The sequence below is a fragment of the Auritidibacter ignavus genome (genome assembly GCF_003703835.1).
Classification (GTDB): Bacteria; Actinomycetota; Actinomycetes; order Actinomycetales; family Micrococcaceae; genus Auritidibacter; species Auritidibacter ignavus.
Genome location: NZ_RDQR01000017.1, coordinates 1 through 22,184, shown reverse-complemented (window position 1 = coordinate 22,184; position 22,184 = coordinate 1). Strand labels below are relative to the sequence as shown.

18 protein-coding genes and 3 pseudogenes are annotated in these 22,184 nt (G+C 57.4%); 16 read left to right on the top strand and 5 right to left on the bottom strand.

Annotated features, from left to right (window positions below):
- Positions 1-68: 68 nt before the first annotated feature.
- The 10 genes from ftsH to DYI20_RS08805 all read left to right on the top strand — a co-directional run bounded on the left by ftsH (position 69) and on the right by DYI20_RS08805 (position 9,796).
- Entirely contained in the window at positions 69-2,096 is a 2,028-nt protein-coding gene (ftsH, locus tag DYI20_RS08850) for an ATP-dependent zinc metalloprotease FtsH (protein WP_221040953.1), read from the top strand.
- Entirely contained in the window at positions 2,096-2,656 is a 561-nt protein-coding gene (gene folE, locus DYI20_RS08845) for a GTP cyclohydrolase I FolE (protein ID WP_110099264.1), read from the top strand. Before ftsH ends, folE begins: the two co-directional genes overlap by 1 nt.
- 28 nt (positions 2,657-2,684) lie before the next feature.
- Positions 2,685-3,593 carry a dihydropteroate synthase gene (folP, locus tag DYI20_RS08840; protein WP_122549336.1) on the top strand — a complete coding sequence of 303 codons (909 nt, stop codon included), beginning with the start codon at positions 2,685-2,687 and terminating at the stop codon, positions 3,591-3,593.
- Positions 3,590-3,982, top strand: a complete 393-nt coding sequence (gene folB / locus DYI20_RS08835) for a dihydroneopterin aldolase (protein ID WP_110099266.1) — start codon at positions 3,590-3,592, stop codon at positions 3,980-3,982. The genes folP and folB overlap by 4 nt, the downstream gene beginning before the upstream one ends.
- On the top strand, positions 3,970-4,452 hold the full coding sequence (folK, locus tag DYI20_RS08830) for a 2-amino-4-hydroxy-6-hydroxymethyldihydropteridine diphosphokinase (protein WP_110101597.1): 483 nt from the start codon (positions 3,970-3,972) through the stop codon (positions 4,450-4,452). Before folB ends, folK begins: the two co-directional genes overlap by 13 nt.
- Positions 4,449-4,955, top strand: a complete 507-nt coding sequence (locus tag DYI20_RS08825; RefSeq protein WP_110099268.1) for a DUF3180 domain-containing protein — start codon at positions 4,449-4,451, stop codon at positions 4,953-4,955. Before folK ends, DYI20_RS08825 begins: the two co-directional genes overlap by 4 nt.
- Before the next feature lie 63 nt (positions 4,956-5,018).
- On the top strand, positions 5,019-5,783 hold the full coding sequence (locus DYI20_RS08820) for a PH domain-containing protein (RefSeq protein WP_122549335.1): 765 nt from the start codon (positions 5,019-5,021) through the stop codon (positions 5,781-5,783).
- A gap of 7 nt (positions 5,784-5,790) precedes the next feature.
- Positions 5,791-7,350: a PH domain-containing protein gene (locus DYI20_RS08815; RefSeq protein ID WP_147472548.1), complete on the top strand. Its 1,560-nt coding sequence runs from the start codon at positions 5,791-5,793 to the stop codon at positions 7,348-7,350.
- On the top strand, positions 7,347-8,267 hold the full coding sequence (locus DYI20_RS08810; RefSeq protein WP_110101594.1) for a Rossmann-like and DUF2520 domain-containing protein: 921 nt from the start codon (positions 7,347-7,349) through the stop codon (positions 8,265-8,267). Before DYI20_RS08815 ends, DYI20_RS08810 begins: the two co-directional genes overlap by 4 nt.
- A gap of 98 nt (positions 8,268-8,365) precedes the next feature.
- Positions 8,366-9,796, top strand: coding sequence for an APC family permease (locus DYI20_RS08805; RefSeq protein ID WP_122549354.1), 1,431 nt, complete (start codon positions 8,366-8,368; stop codon positions 9,794-9,796).
- 195 nt (positions 9,797-9,991) lie between these two features.
- On the opposite strand, the gene DYI20_RS08800 is transcribed toward DYI20_RS08805, so the two are convergent.
- Together DYI20_RS08800 and DYI20_RS08795 are read right to left on the bottom strand one after the other, a co-directional pair.
- Positions 9,992-11,236, bottom strand: a complete 1,245-nt coding sequence (locus tag DYI20_RS08800) for a M20 family metallo-hydrolase (protein WP_122549333.1) — start codon at positions 11,234-11,236, stop codon at positions 9,992-9,994.
- 94 nt (positions 11,237-11,330) lie between these two features.
- A complete protein-coding gene (locus DYI20_RS08795; protein ID WP_122549332.1) occupies positions 11,331-12,677 on the bottom strand; it encodes an MFS transporter in 1,347 nt (448 codons plus the stop codon).
- A 188-nt stretch (positions 12,678-12,865) separates the two neighbouring features.
- On the opposite strand from DYI20_RS08795, the gene DYI20_RS08790 reads away from it, so the two are divergent.
- Positions 12,866-13,819, top strand: a complete 954-nt coding sequence (locus DYI20_RS08790; RefSeq protein WP_166769941.1) for a C-terminal binding protein — start codon at positions 12,866-12,868, stop codon at positions 13,817-13,819.
- A 4-nt stretch (positions 13,820-13,823) separates the two neighbouring features.
- Here DYI20_RS08790 and DYI20_RS08785 read toward each other — a convergent pair whose 3' ends face one another.
- Positions 13,824-14,978: a helix-turn-helix domain-containing protein gene (locus DYI20_RS08785; protein ID WP_166769942.1), complete on the bottom strand. Its 1,155-nt coding sequence runs from the start codon at positions 14,976-14,978 to the stop codon at positions 13,824-13,826.
- A 172-nt stretch (positions 14,979-15,150) separates the two neighbouring features.
- Here DYI20_RS08785 and DYI20_RS12625 point away from each other — a divergent pair.
- Positions 15,151-15,486, top strand: a pseudogene (locus DYI20_RS12625) (thiamine pyrophosphate-binding protein); the annotation flags it as partial.
- A 216-nt stretch (positions 15,487-15,702) separates the two neighbouring features.
- A complete protein-coding gene (locus DYI20_RS08780; protein WP_244924676.1) occupies positions 15,703-16,785 on the top strand; it encodes a thiamine pyrophosphate-dependent enzyme in 1,083 nt (360 codons plus the stop codon).
- On the opposite strand, the gene DYI20_RS08775 is transcribed toward DYI20_RS08780, so the two are convergent.
- Entirely contained in the window at positions 16,782-18,455 is a 1,674-nt protein-coding gene (locus tag DYI20_RS08775; RefSeq protein WP_183145621.1) for an amidohydrolase, read from the bottom strand. The genes DYI20_RS08780 and DYI20_RS08775 overlap by 4 nt on opposite strands.
- Positions 18,456-18,660: 205 nt before the next feature.
- Here DYI20_RS08775 and panC point away from each other — a divergent pair, with 205 nt between their 5' ends.
- The 3 genes and pseudogenes from panC to DYI20_RS08760 form a co-directional block, all read left to right on the top strand.
- Entirely contained in the window at positions 18,661-19,551 is an 891-nt protein-coding gene (gene panC, locus DYI20_RS08770) for a pantoate--beta-alanine ligase (protein WP_110101589.1), read from the top strand.
- Positions 19,544-21,463, top strand: a complete 1,920-nt coding sequence (locus DYI20_RS08765; RefSeq protein WP_122549327.1) for a M13 family metallopeptidase — start codon at positions 19,544-19,546, stop codon at positions 21,461-21,463. The genes panC and DYI20_RS08765 overlap by 8 nt, the downstream gene beginning before the upstream one ends.
- A gap of 276 nt (positions 21,464-21,739) precedes the next feature.
- A pseudogene (locus tag DYI20_RS08760) lies at positions 21,740-21,955 on the top strand (DDE-type integrase/transposase/recombinase); the annotation flags it as partial.
- Between the two features lie 35 nt (positions 21,956-21,990).
- Here DYI20_RS08760 and DYI20_RS08755 read toward each other — a convergent pair.
- Positions 21,991-22,184 (bottom strand): annotated as a pseudogene (locus DYI20_RS08755) (IS256 family transposase); the annotation flags it as partial.

The window sequence follows — 22,184 nt, the reverse complement described above, 5'->3', positions numbered from 1 at the left end:
ACCCCAAGTTGACGTTGCCGATATGCTAGGGCGAGTACGCGTTCTGCGCGCGGGGGTAAGGAGACTGAGTGAACGTCAAAAAGATTTTCAAGGGCCCGATCATTTGGATCGTGCTCGCTGTGCTGATGCTGTTAATCGTGGTTCCAGTGCTGACCTCTGGAACCCAAACCCAGCTGGATACCTCCGAAGGTGTGCAGCTACTCAAAGACGATAAAGCAGAGCAAGCCAAAGTCTCCGATAACGACCACCGCGTGGATCTGACCCTGCGTGACAACTACGAGCACGAAGGTCAGGACGTCGGCACTGACGTCTACTTCTTTTACTCCACCGACCGCGCTGAAACGGTCATGGACACCATTGCCGAGTCCAACGTGGAGGACTACACCGACGAACCGGTGCAAAATAACTGGTTCCTGTCCATGTTGGGCTTCTTGATCCCGTTCATCATTATTGCCCTGTTGTTCTGGTTCATTCTCTCCCGCATGCAGGGTGGTGGCGGCAAGATCATGCAGTTCGGTAAGTCCAAGGCCAAGATGGTCGACAAGGACATGCCACAGGTGACCTTCAAAGACGTCGCCGGTATCGACGAGGCAGTCGACGAGCTGTACGAGATCAAAGAATTCCTCACCGAGCCAGCGAAGTTCCAGGCGGTGGGTGCCAAGATTCCGAAGGGTGTACTCCTCTACGGTCCTCCCGGGACCGGTAAAACCCTGGTTGCCAAGGCCGTGGCCGGCGAGGCCGAAGCGCCGTTCTACTCGATTTCGGGTTCGGACTTCGTGGAAATGTTCGTCGGTGTCGGTGCCTCCCGCGTGCGCGATCTCTTCGAACAGGCCAAGAATCACGCCCCGGCGATTGTCTTTATCGACGAGATCGATGCGGTGGGTCGTCACCGTGGCGCCGGTATCGGTGGCGGTAATGACGAACGCGAACAGACCCTGAATCAGCTACTGGTGGAAATGGACGGTTTCGACGCCAACACCAACGTCATCCTGATCGCTGCGACCAACCGTCCTGACGTCTTGGACCAGGCGTTGTTGCGTCCGGGTCGTTTCGACCGTCAGATTCCCATCGAGGCCCCCGATCTGGAAGGCCGGCTGAAGATCCTGACCGTCCACGCCCAAGGCAAGCCGATGACCGACGACGTGGACTTGAAGACCCTGGCTCAGAAAACCCCGGGTTTCTCGGGTGCGGATCTGGCCAATGTGCTCAATGAGGCCGCGCTACTCACCGCCCGCTCTAACGCGCAGTTGATCGACAACCGCGCGTTGGATGAGGCCGTCGATCGCGTGATGGCCGGTCCGCAACGACGCACCCGGTTGATGAAAGAACACGAGCGCAAAGTCACCGCTTACCACGAGGGCGGGCACGCGCTGGTGGCGGCCGGATTGCGCAACTCAGCCCCGGTCACCAAGGTCACCATCCTTCCGCGCGGAAAAGCGCTGGGCTACACCATGGTGATCCCGGAAGAAGATAAGTACTCGGTCACCCGCAACGAGCTACTCGACCAGCTGGCCTATGCCATGGGTGGACGGGTGGCCGAAGAGATTATTTTCCACGACCCCTCCACGGGTGCCTCCAATGACATTGAGAAGGCCACCGAAACCGCGCGCAAAATGGTCACCGACTACGGCATGTCGGCCAAGATCGGGACCGTGAAGCTGGGCTCGGCCAACCAGGATGCCTACGCCCAACAAGAGCCCAACCGCAATTACTCCGATGAGCTGGCCTCGGTGGTTGATGAGGAGGTCCGTGGCCTATTAGACAATGCACACGCCGAGGCCCACTGGATTCTGACCGAAAACCGGGACGTGCTCGATGAGTTAGCGTCCCAGTTGCTCAGCCGGGAGACCCTGAACCGAGCCGAGTTGGACGAAATCTTCGCACCGGTGCGCAAACGCGACCCGCGTCCGCTGTGGCTGTTCAATGAAGATCGTCCGGTCTCCGATATTCCACCGGTCCAGACTGAGGCCGAAAAGAAGGCCGCTCAACAAGCCGGTGAGGATCCGGAACGGCACTCCGATACCCTCAACCCGTTGGTCCAACCTGGCGACGGATTGCCGAATGACAGCCCCGGCGAGAGTCCGCAGGGGTGCTAATGGACCTGCCGCGCATTGAAGCCGCCGTGCGTGAGATCCTAGAAGCTATCGGCGAAGATCCCGACCGCGACGGGCTACGGGAAACCCCGGCGCGCGTGGCACGTAGCTACGCCGAAATGTTCGGAGGACTGGGCCAAGAACCTGGCGAGGTGCTGGAAAAGACCTTCGACCTGGTCCACGACGAGATGGTGCTGGTCAAGGACATCGCCTTCTACTCCACCTGTGAACACCACCTGTTGCCCTTCCACGGTCAGGCCCATATTGGTTATATCCCCTCGGAGTCGGGCAAAGTGACCGGTTTGTCCAAGCTGGCCCGGCTGGTCAATGTTTACGCCCGGCGCCCACAGGTCCAAGAACGCCTGACCGATCAGCTGGTTGAAGCGCTGATGACTCATCTGCACCCGCGCGGGGCTATTGTGGTAGTAGAAGCAGAGCATTTGTGCATGTCGATGCGGGGCGTAAAATCCCCCGGAGCCATGACCGTCACCTCAGCGGTGCGCGGACAATTGCGCGATGCTTCCACTCGCTCTGAAGCCATGAGCTTGATCTTGCGAAAGTAACCACCGGCAGACCGTTGAAAGGACGAACATGAGTATGGCAGCCGTGCCCGGAACCGGGCCTTCCACCGGACCGCTCAGCGTGGTGCGCAAGGTTCACCGCGCCACGTTCTCCGAGTTGGACACCTCCCGCACCCTGGTCATGGGAATTCTGAACGTGACCGATAATTCCTTCTCCGATGGAGGCGAACACTTCTCCGTGGAGTCGGCGATCGATCACGGGTTGCGCATGCACTACGCCGGTGCCGACCTGGTTGACGTCGGTGGCGAATCCACCGCGCCGGGGCGCCAAGAGGTCTCCGCCGAGGAGGAACAGCAGCGCATTCTGCCGGTGGTGGAGGCACTGATCAAGGCCGGCGTGCTGGTCTCGGTCGATACTCGCCACGCCGCCACCGCGCGGGCGGCCATGGACTACGGCGAGATCATCATCAACGACGTCTCCGGACTGAACTTCGATCCCGAGATGCCACACCTGATCGCCGAAACCGGGGCCAAGTACATCCTCACCCACAACCGTGGGAATGCCACCACCATGGACGATGCAGCAGAGTATGAGGACCTGACTGCCGAGGTCGTGGCCGAGTTAGGCCAGATCATCGAGGCCTTCACCAACGCCGGGGTCTGTCGCGACCAGCTGATCGTCGATCCGGGCTTAGGCTTCGCCAAGCTGGGCGCGCACAACTGGGAGCTCTTGGGCCAGCTGGAGGCTATAGAGCAACTGGGCTATCCGGTGTTGGTTGGCGCCTCCCGCAAACGGTTCTTGGGCACTGTACTGGCTAACCGCCACGGCGAACCACGTCCGGTGGATGAGCGCGATATTGCCACCGCCGCCGTGACGGCCTTGGTCGCCCAGCGTAAGATCTGGGCGGTGCGGGTCCACGATGTGCCCACTAATCTGGACGCCGTGAAGGTCGCCACCGCCTGGGCGGATGCTCGATGAGCGAAGACAAACACCACGACGATCTGATCACCCTCACCGGGGTGCGTGGCCGCGGTTTTCACGGGGTTTTGGACTCTGAAAAACAGGCCGGTCAGGTTTTCATCGTCGACGCCGAGCTGAGTCTGGATGTGTCGGTGGCCGCCACCTACGACGAGGTCAACTACACGGTGGACTACGCCGAGGTGGCCACCACGATCCAGCGACTGATCTCCGGACAGGCCTATGACCTGATCGAAACGCTGGGTGTGCAGATCGCCAGCACCTTGCTGGAAGAACAGCCACTGGTGGAACACGTCAAGATCACGGTGCACAAGCCGCAAGCTCCAGTGCCGGCGGATTTTGCCGATGTGAGCGTCACTATCGAGCGTGGACGGGCATGGAACCAGTAACCGCGGTGCTCTCGCTGGGGGCTAACCTCCACGATCCACGTCGACAGCTAGCTGAGGCCGTCGTGGCTCTAAAAGGCCATCCCCAGATCTTGACGGTGCAGGCCTCGCCACTGGCGCGCACCACACCGGTCGGACCGGTGGAACAACCCGACTTTCTCAACCAAACCCTCATCATCACCACCACACTGAGTGCCGAGGAGTTATTGGCCTTTGGCCACGATCTGGAAGCGCGCGCCCATCGCCGGCGCGAGGTGCGTTGGGGCCCGCGGACCCTGGACGTTGACGTCATCGATTACGATCAGCAACACCGCGCTGATCCTCAGCTGACGTTACCGCACCCGCGCGCGCACGAACGCGGGTTCGTGCTGGTGCCCTGGAGCTGGATCGACCCCGACGCCACGCTGGATGGCACACCGATCACCGAGCTGATCCAAGCTGCTACCGATGCCGATGAGGTGCACCGTCTATGAAGACCACCCGGCCCGGCCTATTGGTGCTGACCCTGGTCATCGCTGCCGCGATCGGCTGGATCGGCACTCTGCTCACCACCGCCTACCGACTACCGGTGCCGGTGCTGGGTATTGCCGCGGTGATCACCCTGACCGCTGTGGCGGCGTTATTGATGGTGCTCGGGATCCGCGTGTTGCGCGATCGGAAGAAACCCCCGGCGGCCCGGATGAATCCTCTGGCAGCGGCCCGAACTGTGGTGCTCGCCCAAGCCACCGCCTACACCGGAATGGTGATCGCCGGATGGCACATCGGGATTCTCATCGATCGGATCCCCGCGGCCGGTATTGGCTCTCAAACCACGGTAGATGCCATGATGATGGTGGTCACCGGTGCAGCGGTGACGGTGATCGGCCTCGTCGTCGAGCAATGGTGTAAGATTCCGCCCGATGATGAATCGGATGACCGGTCCGATCCTCCGCCGAGGTCGCCCGGGCTACCTCAAGCCGGTCGTAACCTGCCCTGATGTTGTCCCCTTAAGACCGCAAGCACCCACCGGACAAGAACCGAACGGAAAGAACGGACCAGTATGGCTGATCATCAGCAGTATCCGCCCCGTCCACCGCAACGGCCGAAAACGCCACCGCCATCCTCTCCTGAAGACCAACAGTACCCACCCCGGCCTGGGGGCCAGTCGTCGCCCCCGCCCGACGATCAGCGCCAGCAGCCCGCGCCTGCACGGAAACAGCCGGTCGCCCAAGCGCCCAAATCCTCGGTGGCTCACGTTCTCGCCCAATCCCCACCACCGAGATTCTCGGACCCCGACCGGGCTGACCGATCCGGGCAGAAAAAACTCGATTTCGGGGTGGACTTCACTCCCGTCTCATCCAAGCTGATCACGGTTCGCTACATCCACTCGATCTTTTCCCTGCTGGCCTGGTTGGCGATTACCGGGACCATGGCGGTGGTGGCGACCTTTGTCCTCGCTGAATTCGAGGACGTCGGGTCTTGGTTCGCACTGTTCTGGGTCCTTCCCGCCGGGGTGCTGATCTGCTATATCGTCAAGTTTTTCCTGATCCCACGTCAGGTGCGGGCCATTGGCTACGCCGAACGTGAGGACGATGTGGTGACCAAGCGCGGACTATGGATTCGTCGGGTGATGGCGGTCCCCTACGGTCGCCTGCAGTACGTGGACATCAACAGTGGACCACTGCAACGCCACTTCAACATTTGCGACCTGACCCTGACCACCGCGGCCTCGAGCTCCGTCCTTGAGGGGGTTCCCCTGGAGGAAGCAGAACGACTGCGCGAAGAACTCACCGCCCGTGGCCAGGCCCGCCTGGCTGGATTGTGAGGTGACCATGTCGCAGCAGCACCATTCGGGGGCCGAGCCACCATGGCGTCGCATGCACCCGTTGACACCGATCGCCTCGGCCGGATCGATTATCCTGGTGGTTTTCTTCTTCATCATCGTCAATCTCGGCTTGCAGGTGTTGACGTTCTTGCAGGAGGTTGGCGACATGGAGGGTGGTGTGTTCATCATCTTGGGGATCATCGTGCTGGCGATCGCCGCCTTGATCATCTTCCCCTACCTCTCCTGGCGGTTCCACAAGTTTCGGATTACCGATGACGCGGTAGAACGAGTCAAGGGATGGCTTTTTGTCTCCCGCCGGCGGATGCGGCTGGACCGGATTCAGGCTGTCGAAATTCGTCGACCATTGTTGGCACGGATTTTCGGGCTGGCCGAGCTGACCGTGGAAGCTGCCGATGGTGATGCCACGGCTCTGACCCTGCAATTCATTAAGAACGACGAGGCCACTCAACTCCGTTCTGAAATTCTGCGCAAAGCCTCTGGCGCCCAGCATGGCTCGAGTCCTTCCGCACAGCCCTCTAGCGGACAACCAGCAGACCCCGGTCAACCGGTGGCACCGATGCTGGACGACGAACATCTGGTACCGATGCTACGGATCAGCACCGTTAGGCTCTTCGGATCGTCGCTCATGGCATCGCTGGTCTTCCCCCTCGCGGTCGTGGTCCTCTATGCGCTCGCCATGATTGTCGCGCTGGTGATCTTCGGTACCGACCCCGCGATCTTGGGGATCATTACCGTCATCGGGATCAGTCTGCTGCCACTGTCCGTGTTTCTTGCCGCGGTCGGTGGCATCGCTCCGGCCATCACCTACTACGGTTACACGGTGTGGCGCGGTGTCAACGGCCTGAAAATCACCTACGGTCTGGTCCAGACCGTCAACCAGACCGTACCTCCCGGGCGTGTGCAGGCCGTCGGGATCCGGCAACCTCTACTGTGGCGCATCTTTGGCTGGTACGAGCTGAAAATCAATACCGCCGGCTACGGTTTAGCCGCGGGTGATTCGGTCAAATCCACAGTGCTACCGGTCGGCAGTCTGGACGATGTGTTCCGGGTACTGTCCATCCTGGCCCCGGACCCCGGTGTTGATCGAATGGACCAGGTCGTGATCGCGGGCTTGAAAGACTCCAAGGGCAACCGTGGCGGTTTCATCAACGCGCCCCGCCGATCCTGGTGGCTGATGCCCTTCCAGTTCCGTCGGCACGGTTTTGCGCTGACACCGTCGTTGCTGTTGCTACGCTCTGGGCGATTCAACCGCGCGCTCACGCTGCTACCGCACGACCGCATCCAGTCCACCTCACTGGCCCAAGGCATCCGCGCTCGCTGGTGCTCACTGGTCTCCATCTCCTTCCCGACCGCTTCCGGGCCGGTGGACGTCGGCCTGAAGCATATGGACCTGGCCGTCGGGGTGCAATTGGCCCACTTCGAAGAATCCGTGGCCGCCATCGCCCGACGTTACTCCGACCGCGACCGGTGGATGGATGACACCGAACTGCAACGGTTCGACAACGCCACCGACCAAGCCGAGAAAACCCTGGAGAACGCTCAGTGACCGTCGACGAGCCAGCCTCGGGGATCAGCGCGGGCGCACCGGGCCGACTCGGCATCGGGGTGATCAGCGCCGGAAAAGTCGGTGCGGTGCTCGGGGCAGCCCTGCGCGACCTCGGCCATGCCATCACCGGCGTACACGCCGTATCCGACGCCTCCCGAACCCGCGCCGAATCACTGTTGCCCGAGGTTCCCATCCTCGATATTCCCGATATTCTGCGCCGTTCCGAAATGGTGCTCTTGGCCGTCCCCGACGACGTGCTAGGGGAGCTGGTCGCCGGGCTGGTCACCGCCGGCCACGTGCAAACCGGACACCTGATGGTCCACACCTCCGGCCGTCACGGCTTAGCGGTCCTCGAGCCGATCAGAAGCCAGGGCGCGATCCCGATGGCGATCCACCCGGCGATGACCTTCACCGGACTCAGCCTGGATCTGGCCCGACTGCACCGCACGGCCTTCGGCATCACCGCCGATCCCATTACCCTGCCGATTGCCCAAGCCTTGGTGACCGAACTCGGTGGCACCCCGGTGGTGGTGCCTGAACAGCACCGGGCCACCTACCACGCCGCGCTCTCCCACGCCTCCAACCACTTGGTGACCCTCACCGCCGAAGCCGCCCAGATCCTGGAATCCATCGGTATCGAGGACACCTCGGCGGTCCTGGGGCAACTGATGAACGCCACTCTGGATAATGCGCTGAGCTCTGGCGATCAGGCGCTCACCGGCCCGGTCGCCCGCGGTGACGTGGGCACCGTAGCCGACCACGTGAACGCCCTGAGTGCCGTCGCCGAAGCCCACCCCGAGCTCGCTGAGGTGTTAACCAGCTACCGTTCACTGTCGCTGGCCACTGCCCGCCGTGCCCACGCCCGTGGGGCCATCAGCACCGAGACCTTCACCGCACTGCAGCAGATCCTGGGGTAGCTAGGACGTTCAATATATGAATACGGTCACACATATTCGAGCAACTGTGTAATATAGGTCACTATTAGCATGGAGGGTGTTTATCTGAAAGAGGCATGATGTCCGGATCGGGCTCGCAACGAACCGGTGATGTATCGCTGGCAAAAACTCTGACCAATCTCGACGCGTTAGCCCTGGGCTTCGGCGCCATGATCGGCTTCGGGTGGGTGGTGCTGACCGGCGGTTGGTTAGATCAAGCGGGCACGATGGGCGCGATCATCGCAGTGCTGATCGGTGGCGCCATTATGGCTGTGGTAGGTCTTGTTTACTCTGAACTAACCAGCGCAATGCCTAAAGCCGGTGGGATCCACAACTACGGGTTACGTGCTTTGGGCCCACGCGGAGCATTCATCGCTTCCTGGGCGCTTGCCGGAGGATATGTGACCGTAGTCGCCTTTGAAGCCGTCGCCTTTCCCCGGACCGTCGCATATATAATCCCAGAGATCTCTCAGATTCCTCTGTGGGACGTCGCCGGTGACAAAGTACATCTATCATGGGCGCTACTAGGGGTTGTCGCTGCGATCATCATTACCTGGTTGAACGTGCGAGGAGTTAAACCGGCTTCTATCGCCCAGAACTTCACGGTGATCTTTCTGGTTGCCGTGGGCGTGCTGATGATCTTCGGGTCGGTCACCCGTGGATCTGCCGAAAACATGGAACCACTATTTACGCCTGGAATTGCAGGGATATTTGCAGTTCTGATCGCGATGCCATTTCTTTTCATCGGCTTTGATGTCATCCCGCAGACCGCCGAAGAAGTTAATGTGCCTCCTCGGCGCATCGGTTGGCTCGTCGTGATTTCCGTGCTGATGGCGACGGCGTGGTATGCCATGGTGGTCTTGACCACCTCCTCAGCCATGAACGTTAACGATCTTGTTCTTGCAGACATCGTCGTCGCTGACGCCTTTGGCACCCTGTTCAATTCCCAAATCCTGGCCAATATTCTGATCGCCGGAGGTATCGCCGGTATCCTCACCTCGTGGAATTCGCTGCTGATGGGTGCTTCACGCTTGGTGTACTCGCTATCGCGCACCGGGATGCTGCCGGCGTGGTTTGGGAAGTTGCACCCGAAGTACCAGACGCCCGCCAATGCATTGTATTTTATTGGCGGACTGTCGCTCCTGGCGCCATTCTTCGGGGAAATCATGCTGAACTGGTTGGTCGACTCGGGTGGGCCCTCAATCATCATCGCCTATTTCTTGGTCTCGGTGATTTTCGTTCTCCTACGCCGTAAAGAACCCACCATGGACCGGCCATTGAACATCGGCCGTGGCTGGAAAGGCGAAGTCATTGGGTGGACCTCCATCGTGCTCACCGGCGCGCTGTTCACCGTCTATTTGCCCGGCATGCCCTCGGCACTGGACTGGCAACCGTGGCTGATCTTCGGTATCTGGTGGGTGATCGGTCTCGTCTTCTTCGTCCGAGTACCCGGAGGGATCAAACCCGGCCTCGACGCCGAAGAGCGCCTGCTTGCCTCACTTCGCAACTAGACTGCGGAACTAGACTCCGGAACTAGTCAGCGACACACTTCCCGAAACTCAGAACCGTCGCCTAGAGTGTAGTGGATCACACACTCTGGAGGACGGATGAGCTCACAGCAGGATGAGGTGTCACTGGCCAAAACCCTGACCAACGTCGAGGCGCTGGCGCTGGGTTTCGGCGCCATGATCGGCTTTGTTTAGGACTTAAGCGTCGGATGCAAGCGAACCGGTGACCATCTGATACACCACTTCGGAAAGCATCTGCGCACCGGCAACCATGTCCTCATCCGTGGTGGATTCCTTTTCGTTGTGAGAGATGCCCTCAATGCTGGGGACGAAGAGCATCACGGTCGGCACGGAATCCTTCATGTTGGTGGAGTCGTGTCCGGCCACGGTCATGACTTCTTGGTGCGATAGCTCGAGGCCTTCAGCAACCTCACGCGCTAGCTCAACGCCCTGAGGCGGGTAGGGGTTGAGATCCCAGGAGTGAGTCAGTTCCATGGCAATCTCGACCTGGGCGCGCTGTTCAATCGTTGAGCGCTGTTCTTCGAGATACTGCTGAGCCTGTTCGAGGACGGTGCTATCAGGTGAGCGCAAGTCGAGGTTCATTACCACTTCACGAGCCAGGGTGACCGGAGAATTCGGTTCAAGGCTGAGCTGAGCTACCGAAGAATGCAACAGTCCTTCGTCGAACTGTTCCGTCACGTCGTGGGCTGCGGTGATCATCAGTGCTGCCCCATAGAGTGCGTCCTGACGGTCTGCCATCAGAGTAGATCCAGTGTGCCCCTGTTCGCCCGTGACTGTCACCTGGAACTTCTTAGCACCCCAGGTCGCATGAACCAGCCCGATAGTGTTGCCGGAGTTCTCCAAGTTGCGGCCTTGTTCGATGTGGATCTCTGCATAGGCTACTGCCTCGGGGCCCTGATCGACACGTTGAACCTTTTCGTCTTGCAACGCCTCACTCACCGTGACCAGGTTCCGGTCGCTGGTGGCCAGGGCATCGCTGAGGTCCATTTTCCCGGTATACACCGAAGACCCCATCATCGACGGCGTGAAGCGGGACCCCTCTTCGTTGAACCAGTTCACTACCGCCAGGTTCATTGAAGGGGTTTTCCCTTCAGCACGTAAGCGGTTCAAGGTGTTGTGCACTGCGTGCACTGCGCAAAGCACACCGTAGGCGCCATCGAGCCGACCAGCCAGTGGCTGCGAGTCCAGGTGTGATCCCACCAGTAGGTAAGGCGCTCCCGGGATCAACTCAGCGACCCCGAATTGGTTCCCGATCTGATCCTGTACTTCGGTCAGTCCCGTTTCAGCGAACACCTCACGCAACCACGACCGTGTTTCGAGATCCTCACTGGTTCCGGCTTGTCGATCCACGCCGCCTCCCGCAGTGGCGCCAAAGGATGACATGGTGTGAAAATCCCGGAGAAAGTCGCGTTGTTCGCTCATGACAACTCCTGACCGAAGGTTTGAGTTCCGCCCATCAGGGTGGCTCGGATCTCGATGTTATTGATTTCTGAGGTGGGTACCTGGAGAGACATCCCTAGTGTTTGTAACCTTCGTATTGTTCGCTGAAGCGTGGAACCAGCACGGCTCCGGCCACGCTCAACAACGACAGGACAATGAGCAGAGTAACTGCGGGCCACCAGTGTTCCCCAGCTGCGGTTACTAGAGCTGTCGAAATAAACGGCGTGAGGCCAGACACGATCTGGGTGCCGTTGTAGGCAACGGCCACGCCGGACAGACGAACTCGAGCAGGGAAAAGGCCAGTCATGATTGGTCCTGCGGCCGCGAACGAATAGGTCAGGCTCGACATCGGGATGATCACACCAATTGTCAAAAGCACAGGGTTGCCGGTCTGTATGAGCATGAAGCAGGGAAACGCCACGATCGTTGTGGCTATGCCTGCCCAGACCACAACTTTGGTTGCACCATACTTTTGTCCCAAACGACCTGCATGGAAGATGGAGGCAATTTGGAAAAAAGCCCCGATAAAAGTGGCGAAAAGAACTATGTCACGTTCGACCCCCATCACACGTGTTCCGTAGTTGATCACGAAGGTGGTCACGATATAGAAGCCTGCTGTACCGAGCAAAACTGCCATGGTCCCAACAAGAACATTTCGCCAGGCGCTTGTGAAGACTTCGCGTAGAGGAGCTTTCGCATTCTGATCAGTCTCCTGCAAGTTCTTGAAGATGGGAGACTCGTGCATAGACGAGCGAATCCAGAGTGAAACGAGGAGTAGAGGGATCGCTAGCCAAAATGGAATTCTCCATCCCCAGGAATCAAAGTTGTCTGCACTGAGAAGCAGGGTCAGTCCGAAAAACATTCCTGAAGAAAGAAGGGTGGCGATGGGCGAGCCAAGCTGAGGTAGTGCAGCAAGTTTAGCTCGCAACTTTAGAGGGGCATTTTCCACGGCAAGGGTCATGGCGCCGGACCATTCTCCACCGATAAAGAGACCCTGTAGCATTCTTAAGATCACCAGAATGATCGGCGCCCAAACACCTATACTGACATAGTTTGGCAGGAACCCGATCAAGCCAGTTGCAATACCGATGCCCGTAACCGTGATGATGAGTACAGATTTTCGCCCAGCCCGATCGCCTAGCCACCCGAAAAGCAAGCCGCCAACTGGTCTCACGAGGAAACCTACCGCTAGCGTCGCGAACGAAGCCAAAGCAGCCGCCGCAGGGTCTTCGGTGTGAAAATACTGAACGTTGAACACCAAGGCGGCTGCGGTGTTGAAAAGAAAGTAGTCGTACCACTCGAGAGCATTTCCTACGAGCGCCCCAATTGAAGCCTTCTTAGCTTCTTTCTCTGGAATTGCGTTAAGTGTTTCAGATTCTGCGTTAGCCCGATGAGAAGCTACATTAGATTGGTCTGCAACCATCTTGCACCTCTTTTCACGTCACCAAAGTTGGAGACAATCTTCAAATGATATTTCTAAGAGGATGGCACCTTGATGGAACTGATGGCACTAGGCGTGATCACTTGTGATCTAGGTCATTCTTGTGCGCAAGCACAAGGTCTAATTTGCCATGCTGGATGCACGCCATAGAACTAGGGAAAGAGAGCACAATGGGTAAGGTTACGGTTACAAACCTTGCGGCGCTAAACCCCGAGCCAGCTATTGAGTTCCTGAGGGCAAAGGGGCACGACGTTGTTTTCGTAGATACGGTAGATCCAGAAGTATTACTCGATGTCGCGCCGGACACCGAAGCGTTGATAATCGGTTTCATTCCTTTGAGCGAAGATACACTTCGACAGCTTCCAAATCTTCAATGTATCGCCACGACTTCAGTCGGCGTCAACACAATTAGTCTGAAGCAGGCCACAGCGCAGGGCATCAAGGTTTGCAATATGCCTCCTGTGTCTCGAGAGGAAGTTGCTACGCATGCAATGGCTGGATTATTAGCTATGACTCGTGCCCTGCGGCCTTCATTGGAAACGGTAGAAAAGGGCGAGTGGACATATTCTGGGCTACCTGTCGTACCAAGGTTAAGCGAATTGAGTCTCGGGGTGTACAGTCTTGGTTCGATCGCAAGGAAGCTTGTAGAGCTAGCAGCTCCCTTTTTCAAAGAAGTGCATGCCTACGATCCATACGTCAAGCCTGAGGATTGGTTGAATGGAGTTCATCGTCATGAATCACTCGATGGGTTGCTAAGAAATTCGAATATTCTAAGCATTCACGCTCCGCTCACTGAAGAGACCAGCGGATTCTTGAATGAGGAAAAAATTGGTCTTATGCCAGAGGGTGCCTACGTGATAAATGTGGCCCGTGGGGGGTTGGTGAATGAACCAGATTTGTTGGCCGGCTTGAACTCGGGACACCTTTCGGGGGCGTTCTTGGATGTTTTAGAAGAGGAACCACCCTCTGCAAATAACATTCTTATTTCTCACCCGAAGGTATTGATTACGCCACACGTTGCTTTCCGCAGTCGCGTTACGTTACGAGATTATGTCGAGATTCCTGCCGAGAATGTGGCGAAAGTATTAGGCGGAGCAGAGCCAGACACTCTGGTCAACGGGTAACGCGTCATAGCCAAGCTATGACAGCTCGTGCTGCGTTCTTTGGAACGGTTACATCAATTCCTGTGAGGTCATAAAATTTCCTCAATCGATTCGTTACCGTATTCCTATGGCAGTACATAGAGTCAGCTACCCTTTGGACGCTACCTGTCCTTAGATAGGTCTCGACGGTTTCCTTGACGGCATAGCTTTCGACCTCGGTGGCTTTCGATAAGTCACGGTCTATGTCTAGCGCGTGTTCAAGAGGGGATCCTTGAAGGCGGGCTCGGACGAGAGCTACCCAGTCCTCTATAGTTCGAGTGACGTTCGGTCTACTGAGCGGAATTTTTGACAATTCAGTCGCTAGTGCTGTTGCTTTCGAGAGCTCGCTTGTGTCGGTGATCTTTAAGAAAGCCCAGCGGTATTGTTCGCGGAGCTGGGGTATGCCAGTTCGAATGTGCCATAGATACCCGGGAATGAGTAGCAGAAAGGTAGCTCCCCGGTTGAATGGGATGGCCGAATCTCTGAGATGTGCATTATCGATGGCATATTTCTTGAGCGAAGACGTTTCATGCCCTGACGCGCTCATCAGTATCAGTTCACCTTCCGTGGGAAGATTTAGTTCGGTTAAGATTTCCTGAGTGCGTTTGTTGTTGGTTCCCGAACCTTCGAGCAGTTCCGTCACAAGTGCTTGTTGGTTAAGCCGAGTGTGATGCTCCCTCTGTTCCTTTTCTGCAGCGTGACCTTCTCTTGCTTTTTGGGCATAAACGTCGACGACTTGCCAAACATAGTTTGCGTGGCGAAGTAATAACAAAGCGTCATCGGCATGCGCCAGGCTAATTATGGCGTTCCACAAAATCGTATAGTCGAAGCGAATGGCGCTCATCATTGCCGAGGAGGGTATACCCACACGAGCACGGAGGACTCCTAGATCAAAAGCTTTCACGTCAAGATTCGCAGAGTTGCCCTGCCCCTGCATATGTTGAATGAGTGCGTAGAAAGTGCTCTTCGCAGTCTTAGCTATTTCTGTATTCGACAGTCTTCCCTCTTGATATTCAGGAACCGTGCGCAGCTTGTCTAAGAATGCCTTCGTCAGGCGGTCAACGTTCAATTGCTCGAGTAGGTTATTCCAACGCTGGGTGTCTGACGGGATGGGCGTGCTGAGCAAGTTCTCATTGGTCATAACTTTCCTGATCTTCAAGTGCGGACGATAGATTGTGCAACCACACAACGCAGAATAGATACGAGTATTCGAATGCTTGATGCTTGTGGCCGGAACGACTGGCATGATGACGTATCAAGCAGACTATTCATTGTGTGAAATGATTCACGCACTATTTTAGTAGGTGGATGCTATGACTTCTGGACGTTCTGCAGGGCATTTGATAGTCGAGACGCTGGTAGAACATGGAGTGGAGCGAGTCTATTCGGTTCCCGGTGAGAGCTACCTAGATGTGCTAGATGGCTTGTTTGATTCGGGGGTAAACAACGTCGTTTGCCGTCAGGAAGGCGGGGCCGGGTTCATGGCCATTGCTGAGGGACGCCTTACAGGTCGAGCTGGCGTAGTTATGGTCACGCGTGGGCCCGGTGCTGCGAATTTCTTCATTGCGGCTCATTGTGCATACCAGGATGCGACGCCACTTGTCTGCTTCATCGGGCTTGTCCCAATTTCGGATCGGCGACGAGAGTCATTTCAAGAGTTCAGTATTGACAATTGGTTCGGGTCAACGGTGAAGCGAGTTTTTACCATTGAAGATCCCGACCAGGCGGGAGAAATAGTCAGCCAGGCATTCCAGATCGCTGAGTCTGGGCGCCCGGGGCCCGTCGTCGTTGGCCTCCCGGAGAACCTACTTCGCGAAGTCGTGGAGAGAGAACCGGCTCCTAGAAGAGCCTCCTCAGACTCAATTATGAGCGACAGCGCGATTCAAGAGTTCTCTCAGAAAGTACGTGCTTCAGCTCGCCCCTTGGTCGTTGTTGGAGGCGATAATTTCTTTGGTGACACCGGTCAGCGATTGGCTGATTGGAGTCTTGAGCAACACATTCCGGTGGTGGCGGATTGGCGTAACTATGATGCCATTCCAAATGACCATCCTGCCTATGTTGGCTGGCTGGGCTATGGACGTCGTCAGAGCGTAGTTGAGGCGCTAAGAGAGTGCGATCTGATGATTGGCGTCGGTGCCGTTCGGTCTGATGTGATGTCTGAGGGTTACACGGTGGGCTTTGGTGCCACGACTGTCCTCATTAACTCTGATGCTGATGTGCTCCAACACGCAGGACGCGTGGACCAGCTGATCCATTTGAGTCCTAAGGAGTTTATTGACTGCGTGGAAGGGCTTGACGGGATTAGTGGGAATCGAGGGCCGGAACGAACCCAAGACCTCAGAAGGTCGCATGAACGTTTTAGCTCAGAAACAGGGCAACCGGTTCCTTCTGTTGGGGTTGACATTGAGAGAGCGTTCAAGAAACTAGAAGAGGGCCTTCCTCAAGATCGAGTCATTACATACGGGGCCGGTAACGCCACTATTTGGGGGCATAGACTGCTTTCGCACACGGTACCCAATTCTTTAGTGGCTTCGAGAAATGGGGCCATGGGAATGGCAGTGCCTGCTGCTGTTGCGTCGTCTCTTATCAAACCAGATGCAACTGTTCTGGCAGTTTGCGGAGATGGCGATTTCATGATGAATGGCCAAGAAATTGCCACGCTTGTAGCCCAGAAATCCAAAGCTATTTTCGTCGTCGTGGATAACTCTGTTTTCGCCACTATCGTTGAGCACCAACAACGTTGGTACCCAAACCGTCCTTCTGGCACGGGGATGACCAATCCCAATTTTGCAGAACTGATGCGTAGTTATGGAGGATACGGTGTTCGTATCAGCGATAACTCGAATTTGGACGAGGAGATAGCCAAGGCTCTAGGACAAGATGGCCCTGTTCTAATCCATCTTGTTCAAGATCCTGAAATGATGTCTCCAAGTGGAGCTGAGTACTAGGCAGATAAATTTCCGTACACGGTTTTACCGCCAACCACGGTTGCTTTGATACCGACTTGAGAGATCTGGCTACTGTCGACGATACGGGGGTCTTCCTCTAGGAGAACAAAATCTGCCAAATAATTTGTAGAGATAACTCCTTTGCGCCCGTTCCAACCAGTTGCCCAGGCGGATCCCCGAGTGTAGACCTTTAGTGCTTCTTCGACGCTGACTCTTTCAGCTGGACCGTACGGTTTCCCGGTTTCCGTAAGGCGCTCAACGAACGACTGGATAACTGACATTGGTGCTCCGTGCGCTACTGGACGGTCTGAACTGCCAGGAAGCACCATCCCTGCGTTTAACAGTGACTTTCCCGGGTAAGATAGTTGACTTCTTGCGGTACCAAGGTTCTTCGTCATAGTGTCACCGTATGTGGCGACAAAATGGGCTTGGGGAACGAGGACAATTCCTTGTTGCGCCATCTTCTCGATTTGATCTTGCCGAATGCAGCCACCATGCTCGATACGATCTGGCATGCAAGCGGGACCATAGAGAGCTCGGGCTTCTGTAATAGTCTCAATCGCGAAATCTACTGCTGCATCGCCAATCGCATGAAGGGCAAGGGCCCACTTGCCGGCAGCCGCTTGCAAGGCCTTGTTGCGCATGACCTCCGGCTCGTCCTGTAGGTACCCATGATTATGTGGGCAATGCGCATACTCCTCTGTCATAGCAGCAGTCGCCCCTAGGAGAGAGCCATCAGTAAAGAGTTTGACCGGCCCGATCTGAAGCCATTCGTTGCCAACACCCGTGCGGACACCTGCGTCAAGTCCAAGCACGTCAGGATCAGATTGGCTTCCGGGGATACTGTGAAGTGCATCCATAGTAATCATTGTTTGTGTTCTATGTAGCAGCCTGTTATGTAGCAGCCTGTTTGATTCCAAGGCTTGATGGTAGGCACCAAACTCTCTGGGCGAATGGCCGATCCAGCCCCCAGCAATACCGGCATCGGTCACGGAGGTGATTCCTTCCGCGACATATTGTTCTGAAGCCGCGCCTAAAGCATCTGCAAGCGTTGCATCCGGGTCAGGTAGGAGGAGATCATTGATATACCTCATCGCGTTCTCGTCGAGCAGGCCGGTGACTCGGCCTTCCCGATCGGTTACAATCTCTCCGCCAGTTGGCTGGCTTTTAGGGAACTCTTCAATGCCAGCTCGTTTGAGAGCCTCCAAGCTCACGGTTAACGCGTGTCCTGAAGCGTGTTTTAGAACAACCGGGCGGTACTCACTGGCTTGATCGAGAGCATCGACGCTCGGGCGTTCCCCAGACAGCTGATAGGGGTTGTAATTAGAGCAAATAACCCAGTCTGTTTCTTGCAAAGATTTAGCATGATCACGAATCTTTGCGTATACATCACCTGCGTCATAGCAAGAAGCCAAATCTACTTCGATGAGGGTTTGTCCGTACCACACTGAATGGGCGTGGACATCATTGAAGCCGGGAAGGACTGTTGCTCCTTTGGCATTGATCTTTTCCACGGTCGAAAGCGAGGCAGGGGTGCCATCGAACAGGAAATCGATCTCTTCGTCAACACCGATGATGTTGCCATTCCACCATGCCATACGGTTTGCTACCGGGCGCTCTGCATTTTGGGTCAAAATGTTTGCGTTATACAGGACTACTGGGGAAAACACGATTATGCCTCCTGGCAATATATCCACGGTCAAGACGAACTTGACACGTGGAGCTCGATGACAGTTGACAATAGTCAACTCAGTCATGACCTTGAACGCAATATTCAAGTGCAAGGGCGCTAGAACTTTGAGTTATGCATCAGCCTAGAATTTAGCCATATTAATGCGACGACGTCACCGTGAGGGAGTCGCACTAACCACTAGCATGGTAGGCGTGAGTGTCACCGTTGTGAAGACTATTGACCAGGCTCGCGCCGCCATCACCGGCGTGGCCTCGGTGGGTCTGGTGCCCACTATGGGCGCGCTGCACGATGGCCACGGGGCCCTGCTCGAACGCGCCCGGGCCGAGAACGAGCTGGTGGTGGTCTCGAACTTCGTCAACCCACTGCAGTTTGACCGGGACGAGGACTACCAAAACTATCCCCGCGATCTAGCCGGTGACGCTGAGCTGGTCACCCGCTACGGGGCCGATGTGATGTTTGCGCCGTCGGTGGAGGAGATGTATCCGATCCTGCCACCGATGGTCAGCGTCTCAGCCGGAGAGATGGGACGGATTTTCGAAGGTGCCTCCCGACCGGGACACTTCGACGGAGTCTGCACCGTGGTGACCAAACTGTGGAATATCCTCCGCCCCGAGCCCGGCACCGCCTTCCGTAGCTATTTCGGTCGCAAAGACGCCCAACAACTAGCGATTCTCACCCGGATGGCCGAGGAACTGAATATCCCGGTCGAGATCGTGCCCGTGGATCTGGTGCGGGCGCCCTCCGGGTTGGCGCTGTCCTCGCGCAACCAACGCCTGGATGAATCAGGTCGCGAACGTGCTCGCGGACTCTCCCAGGGACTGAATTTTCTGCGCGAGCAAGCCGAAGCCGGCCACCGCCTGGATCTGGACCGCGCTCGTGAGTTAGTGGCTGCCGAGGAACAGGTCACCCTCGACTACCTCGAGGTCGTTGACCCGGCCACGCTACAACCCCTCGAAGACCTCTCCGCACCCCTGGCCACCCCGGCCCTGGCCCTGGTGGCCGCCTGGGTGCCACCGGTGCGCTTGATCGACAACATGATGTTAGAACCCCCGCAAAGGAGACCCCGTGACTGAGATATCCGCCCGCCAAGACCTCTACCGCCACGTCAACGGTGATTGGCTGAACACCCACGAGATCCCTGCCGACCAGGGTGCCTACGGGGCCTTTATGGAACTGCGCGACGAGGCCGAAGAGGCCGTGCACGAGATCCTGAAAGACGCCGAGCTGGACACCAGTGCCACCCGGTTCCCCGCTGATCAACCCACCGCCCGCATCGCAGCGCTGTACCGGGCCTTTATGGACACCGAGGCCATTGAAGCCCGGGGGCTGGAACCCATTGCCGGCGAACTGGGCCAGATCGAAAACGTCTCCACCCCCGAAGAGTTTGTGGCCCTCTCGGCCCAGCTGCAGCGCCAGGGCATCTCGGGGCTGATCGCGGCCGGGTCGATGCAGGACGCCGGGGACCCGCGACGGATGTTGCTCCACCTGATCCAGGGCGGGATCGGCCTTCCCGATGAGTCCTATTACCGCGATGAGAAATTCGCCGAGATCCTGCAGGCTTATCAGGACCACATTGCCGCGATGTTCTCCCTGACCGGAATCGGGGGAGACAACCTCCAAACCGGCGACGCAGCCGCGGCCGTGGTCGATCTGGAGAAAAAGATCGCCGGCTACCACTGGGATGTGGTGGCCGTGCGCGATGCGGTGAAACGTTACAACCTGCTCACCCGGGAGGATCTGACCGAGGTTTTCGGACTGGCCAACACCTATCTGGCCGCCCTGGGTGCCGATGACTTCTCCGAAGTGGTGGCCTGGCAACCGGACTTTCTCACCGGCATCAACCAGCTCCTCCACGATGAGCCACTGGACACCTGGAAACTGTGGCTCCAATTCCAAGTCATCTCTTCTTCGGCGCCGTATTTGAGTGACGACCTGGTGAATGAAGACTTCGATTTCTACGGCCGGAAGCTGGCCGGCACCCAAGAGGTCAAGGCCCGGTGGAAGCGTGCGGTCTCCTTCGTCAACGGTGCCGTGGGTGAAGATGTCGCCCAGCTGTATGTGGCCAAACACTTCCCGGCCGGTCATAAAGAAGCCATCGACGAGTTGGTGGCCACCCTGCTGAAGGCCTACCGCAACTCCATTAGCTCCCTGGACTGGATGAGCTCCGAAACTCGCCAGCGGGCTCTGGAAAAACTTGAGCAGTTCAACCCGATGGTCGGCTACCCGGTGAAGTGGGAGGATTACTCGGCCATGGAGGTCTTCCACGACGACCTGATGCGCTCGGTGCGTTCAGCCTCGGCCTTCCACTTCGATCGTGACCTGGCCAAGATCGAGGAAGGACCCGACCCCGAGGAGTGGCACATGACCCCGCAAACGGTCAACGCCTACTACTCTCCGGTGGAAAACGCCATCGTGTTTCCCGCCGCCATCCTGCAACCGCCGTTTTTCGACCCGCAGGCCTCGGCAGCCGAAAACTTCGGTGGCATTGGTGCGGTGATCGGTCACGAAATCGGCCACGGATTTGACGATCAGGGATCCCGTTACGCCGGTGACGGGTCACTGCACGACTGGTGGACCGAAACCGACCGGGAAGCCTTCCAACAACGCACCGGACAGCTGGTCGACCAGTACAATCAGCTCCACCCGGCCGAAGCCCCCGACTACCAGGTCAACGGCGAGCTGACCCTGGGCGAGAACATTGGCGATCTGGGTGGACTGGGCATCGCCCACCAGGCCCTGGAACTCTACCTGGGCGAGACCACCGAAGAGATCGATCGCGAATTCTTCATCGCCTGGGCCACCGTGTGGCGGCAACTGACCCGACGGGAAACCATGATCACCCGGATCAGCGCCGACCCACACTCGCCCAATGAATTCCGGTGCAACCAGGTGGTGAAAAACCTCGACAGTTTCCACCGGGCCTTCGGAACCCAACCCGGGGATGACATGTGGCTGGACGAGGACCAGCGCGTGAGCATCTGGTAGTGCTCTAGATGAGTGAATCCTAATCTCTTCAGCTCAGCTTCGAAACCCGCAACATATGCTTCCATCGGGCCGGACACCTGTACTCGGCTCGATTTTCCTATAACCACCATGATTGGCTCTCCTTGTCTCCAAAATGAATGGAGTACAAGTCCAACACGGTCCAATGATTATGCCGATAGTTTCTGCCCAACACCCGCATGAATCCGGCGATCTGTCACAGGTATCGGCATAACCCACACCTCGGCATAACACGAGATATGCGGATGTCGGCATATCACCTGGGACATCACGAAGTTGGCGGGCCCAGTCAAGGGCATCTACTACGACGCCTATGTGATGCTGGATATCTTCTCTCGGATGATTGTTGGCTGTGTCGTTCATGCCCGCGAATCTGCTGGTCTGGGGGAGGAATTTATGCAAACCGTGTTTGGCGTCTATGGGATTCCCAAGGTGGTGCACGCGGATCGGGGTTCGTCGATGACCTCAAAACCCGAGGTTGTCAATTCTGTTGTGTACGGGGGTTGGGTTTACAGGTATGGGTTCATTCGGTCGGGGTAGGCTGCCGCGAGTTGGGCTAGTGCCTGTTTCCAGTTTGTGGTGACTTGTCCTTCGACGAGTCTGCCGGCGGCTTTGCGCTGGCTGGCGGGTTTGCCGCGTTCCTTGGCTCGTTGGCGTGCGCGTTTGTCCTCGATCGTGCAGATCGCTAGCCACAAGAGTTTCA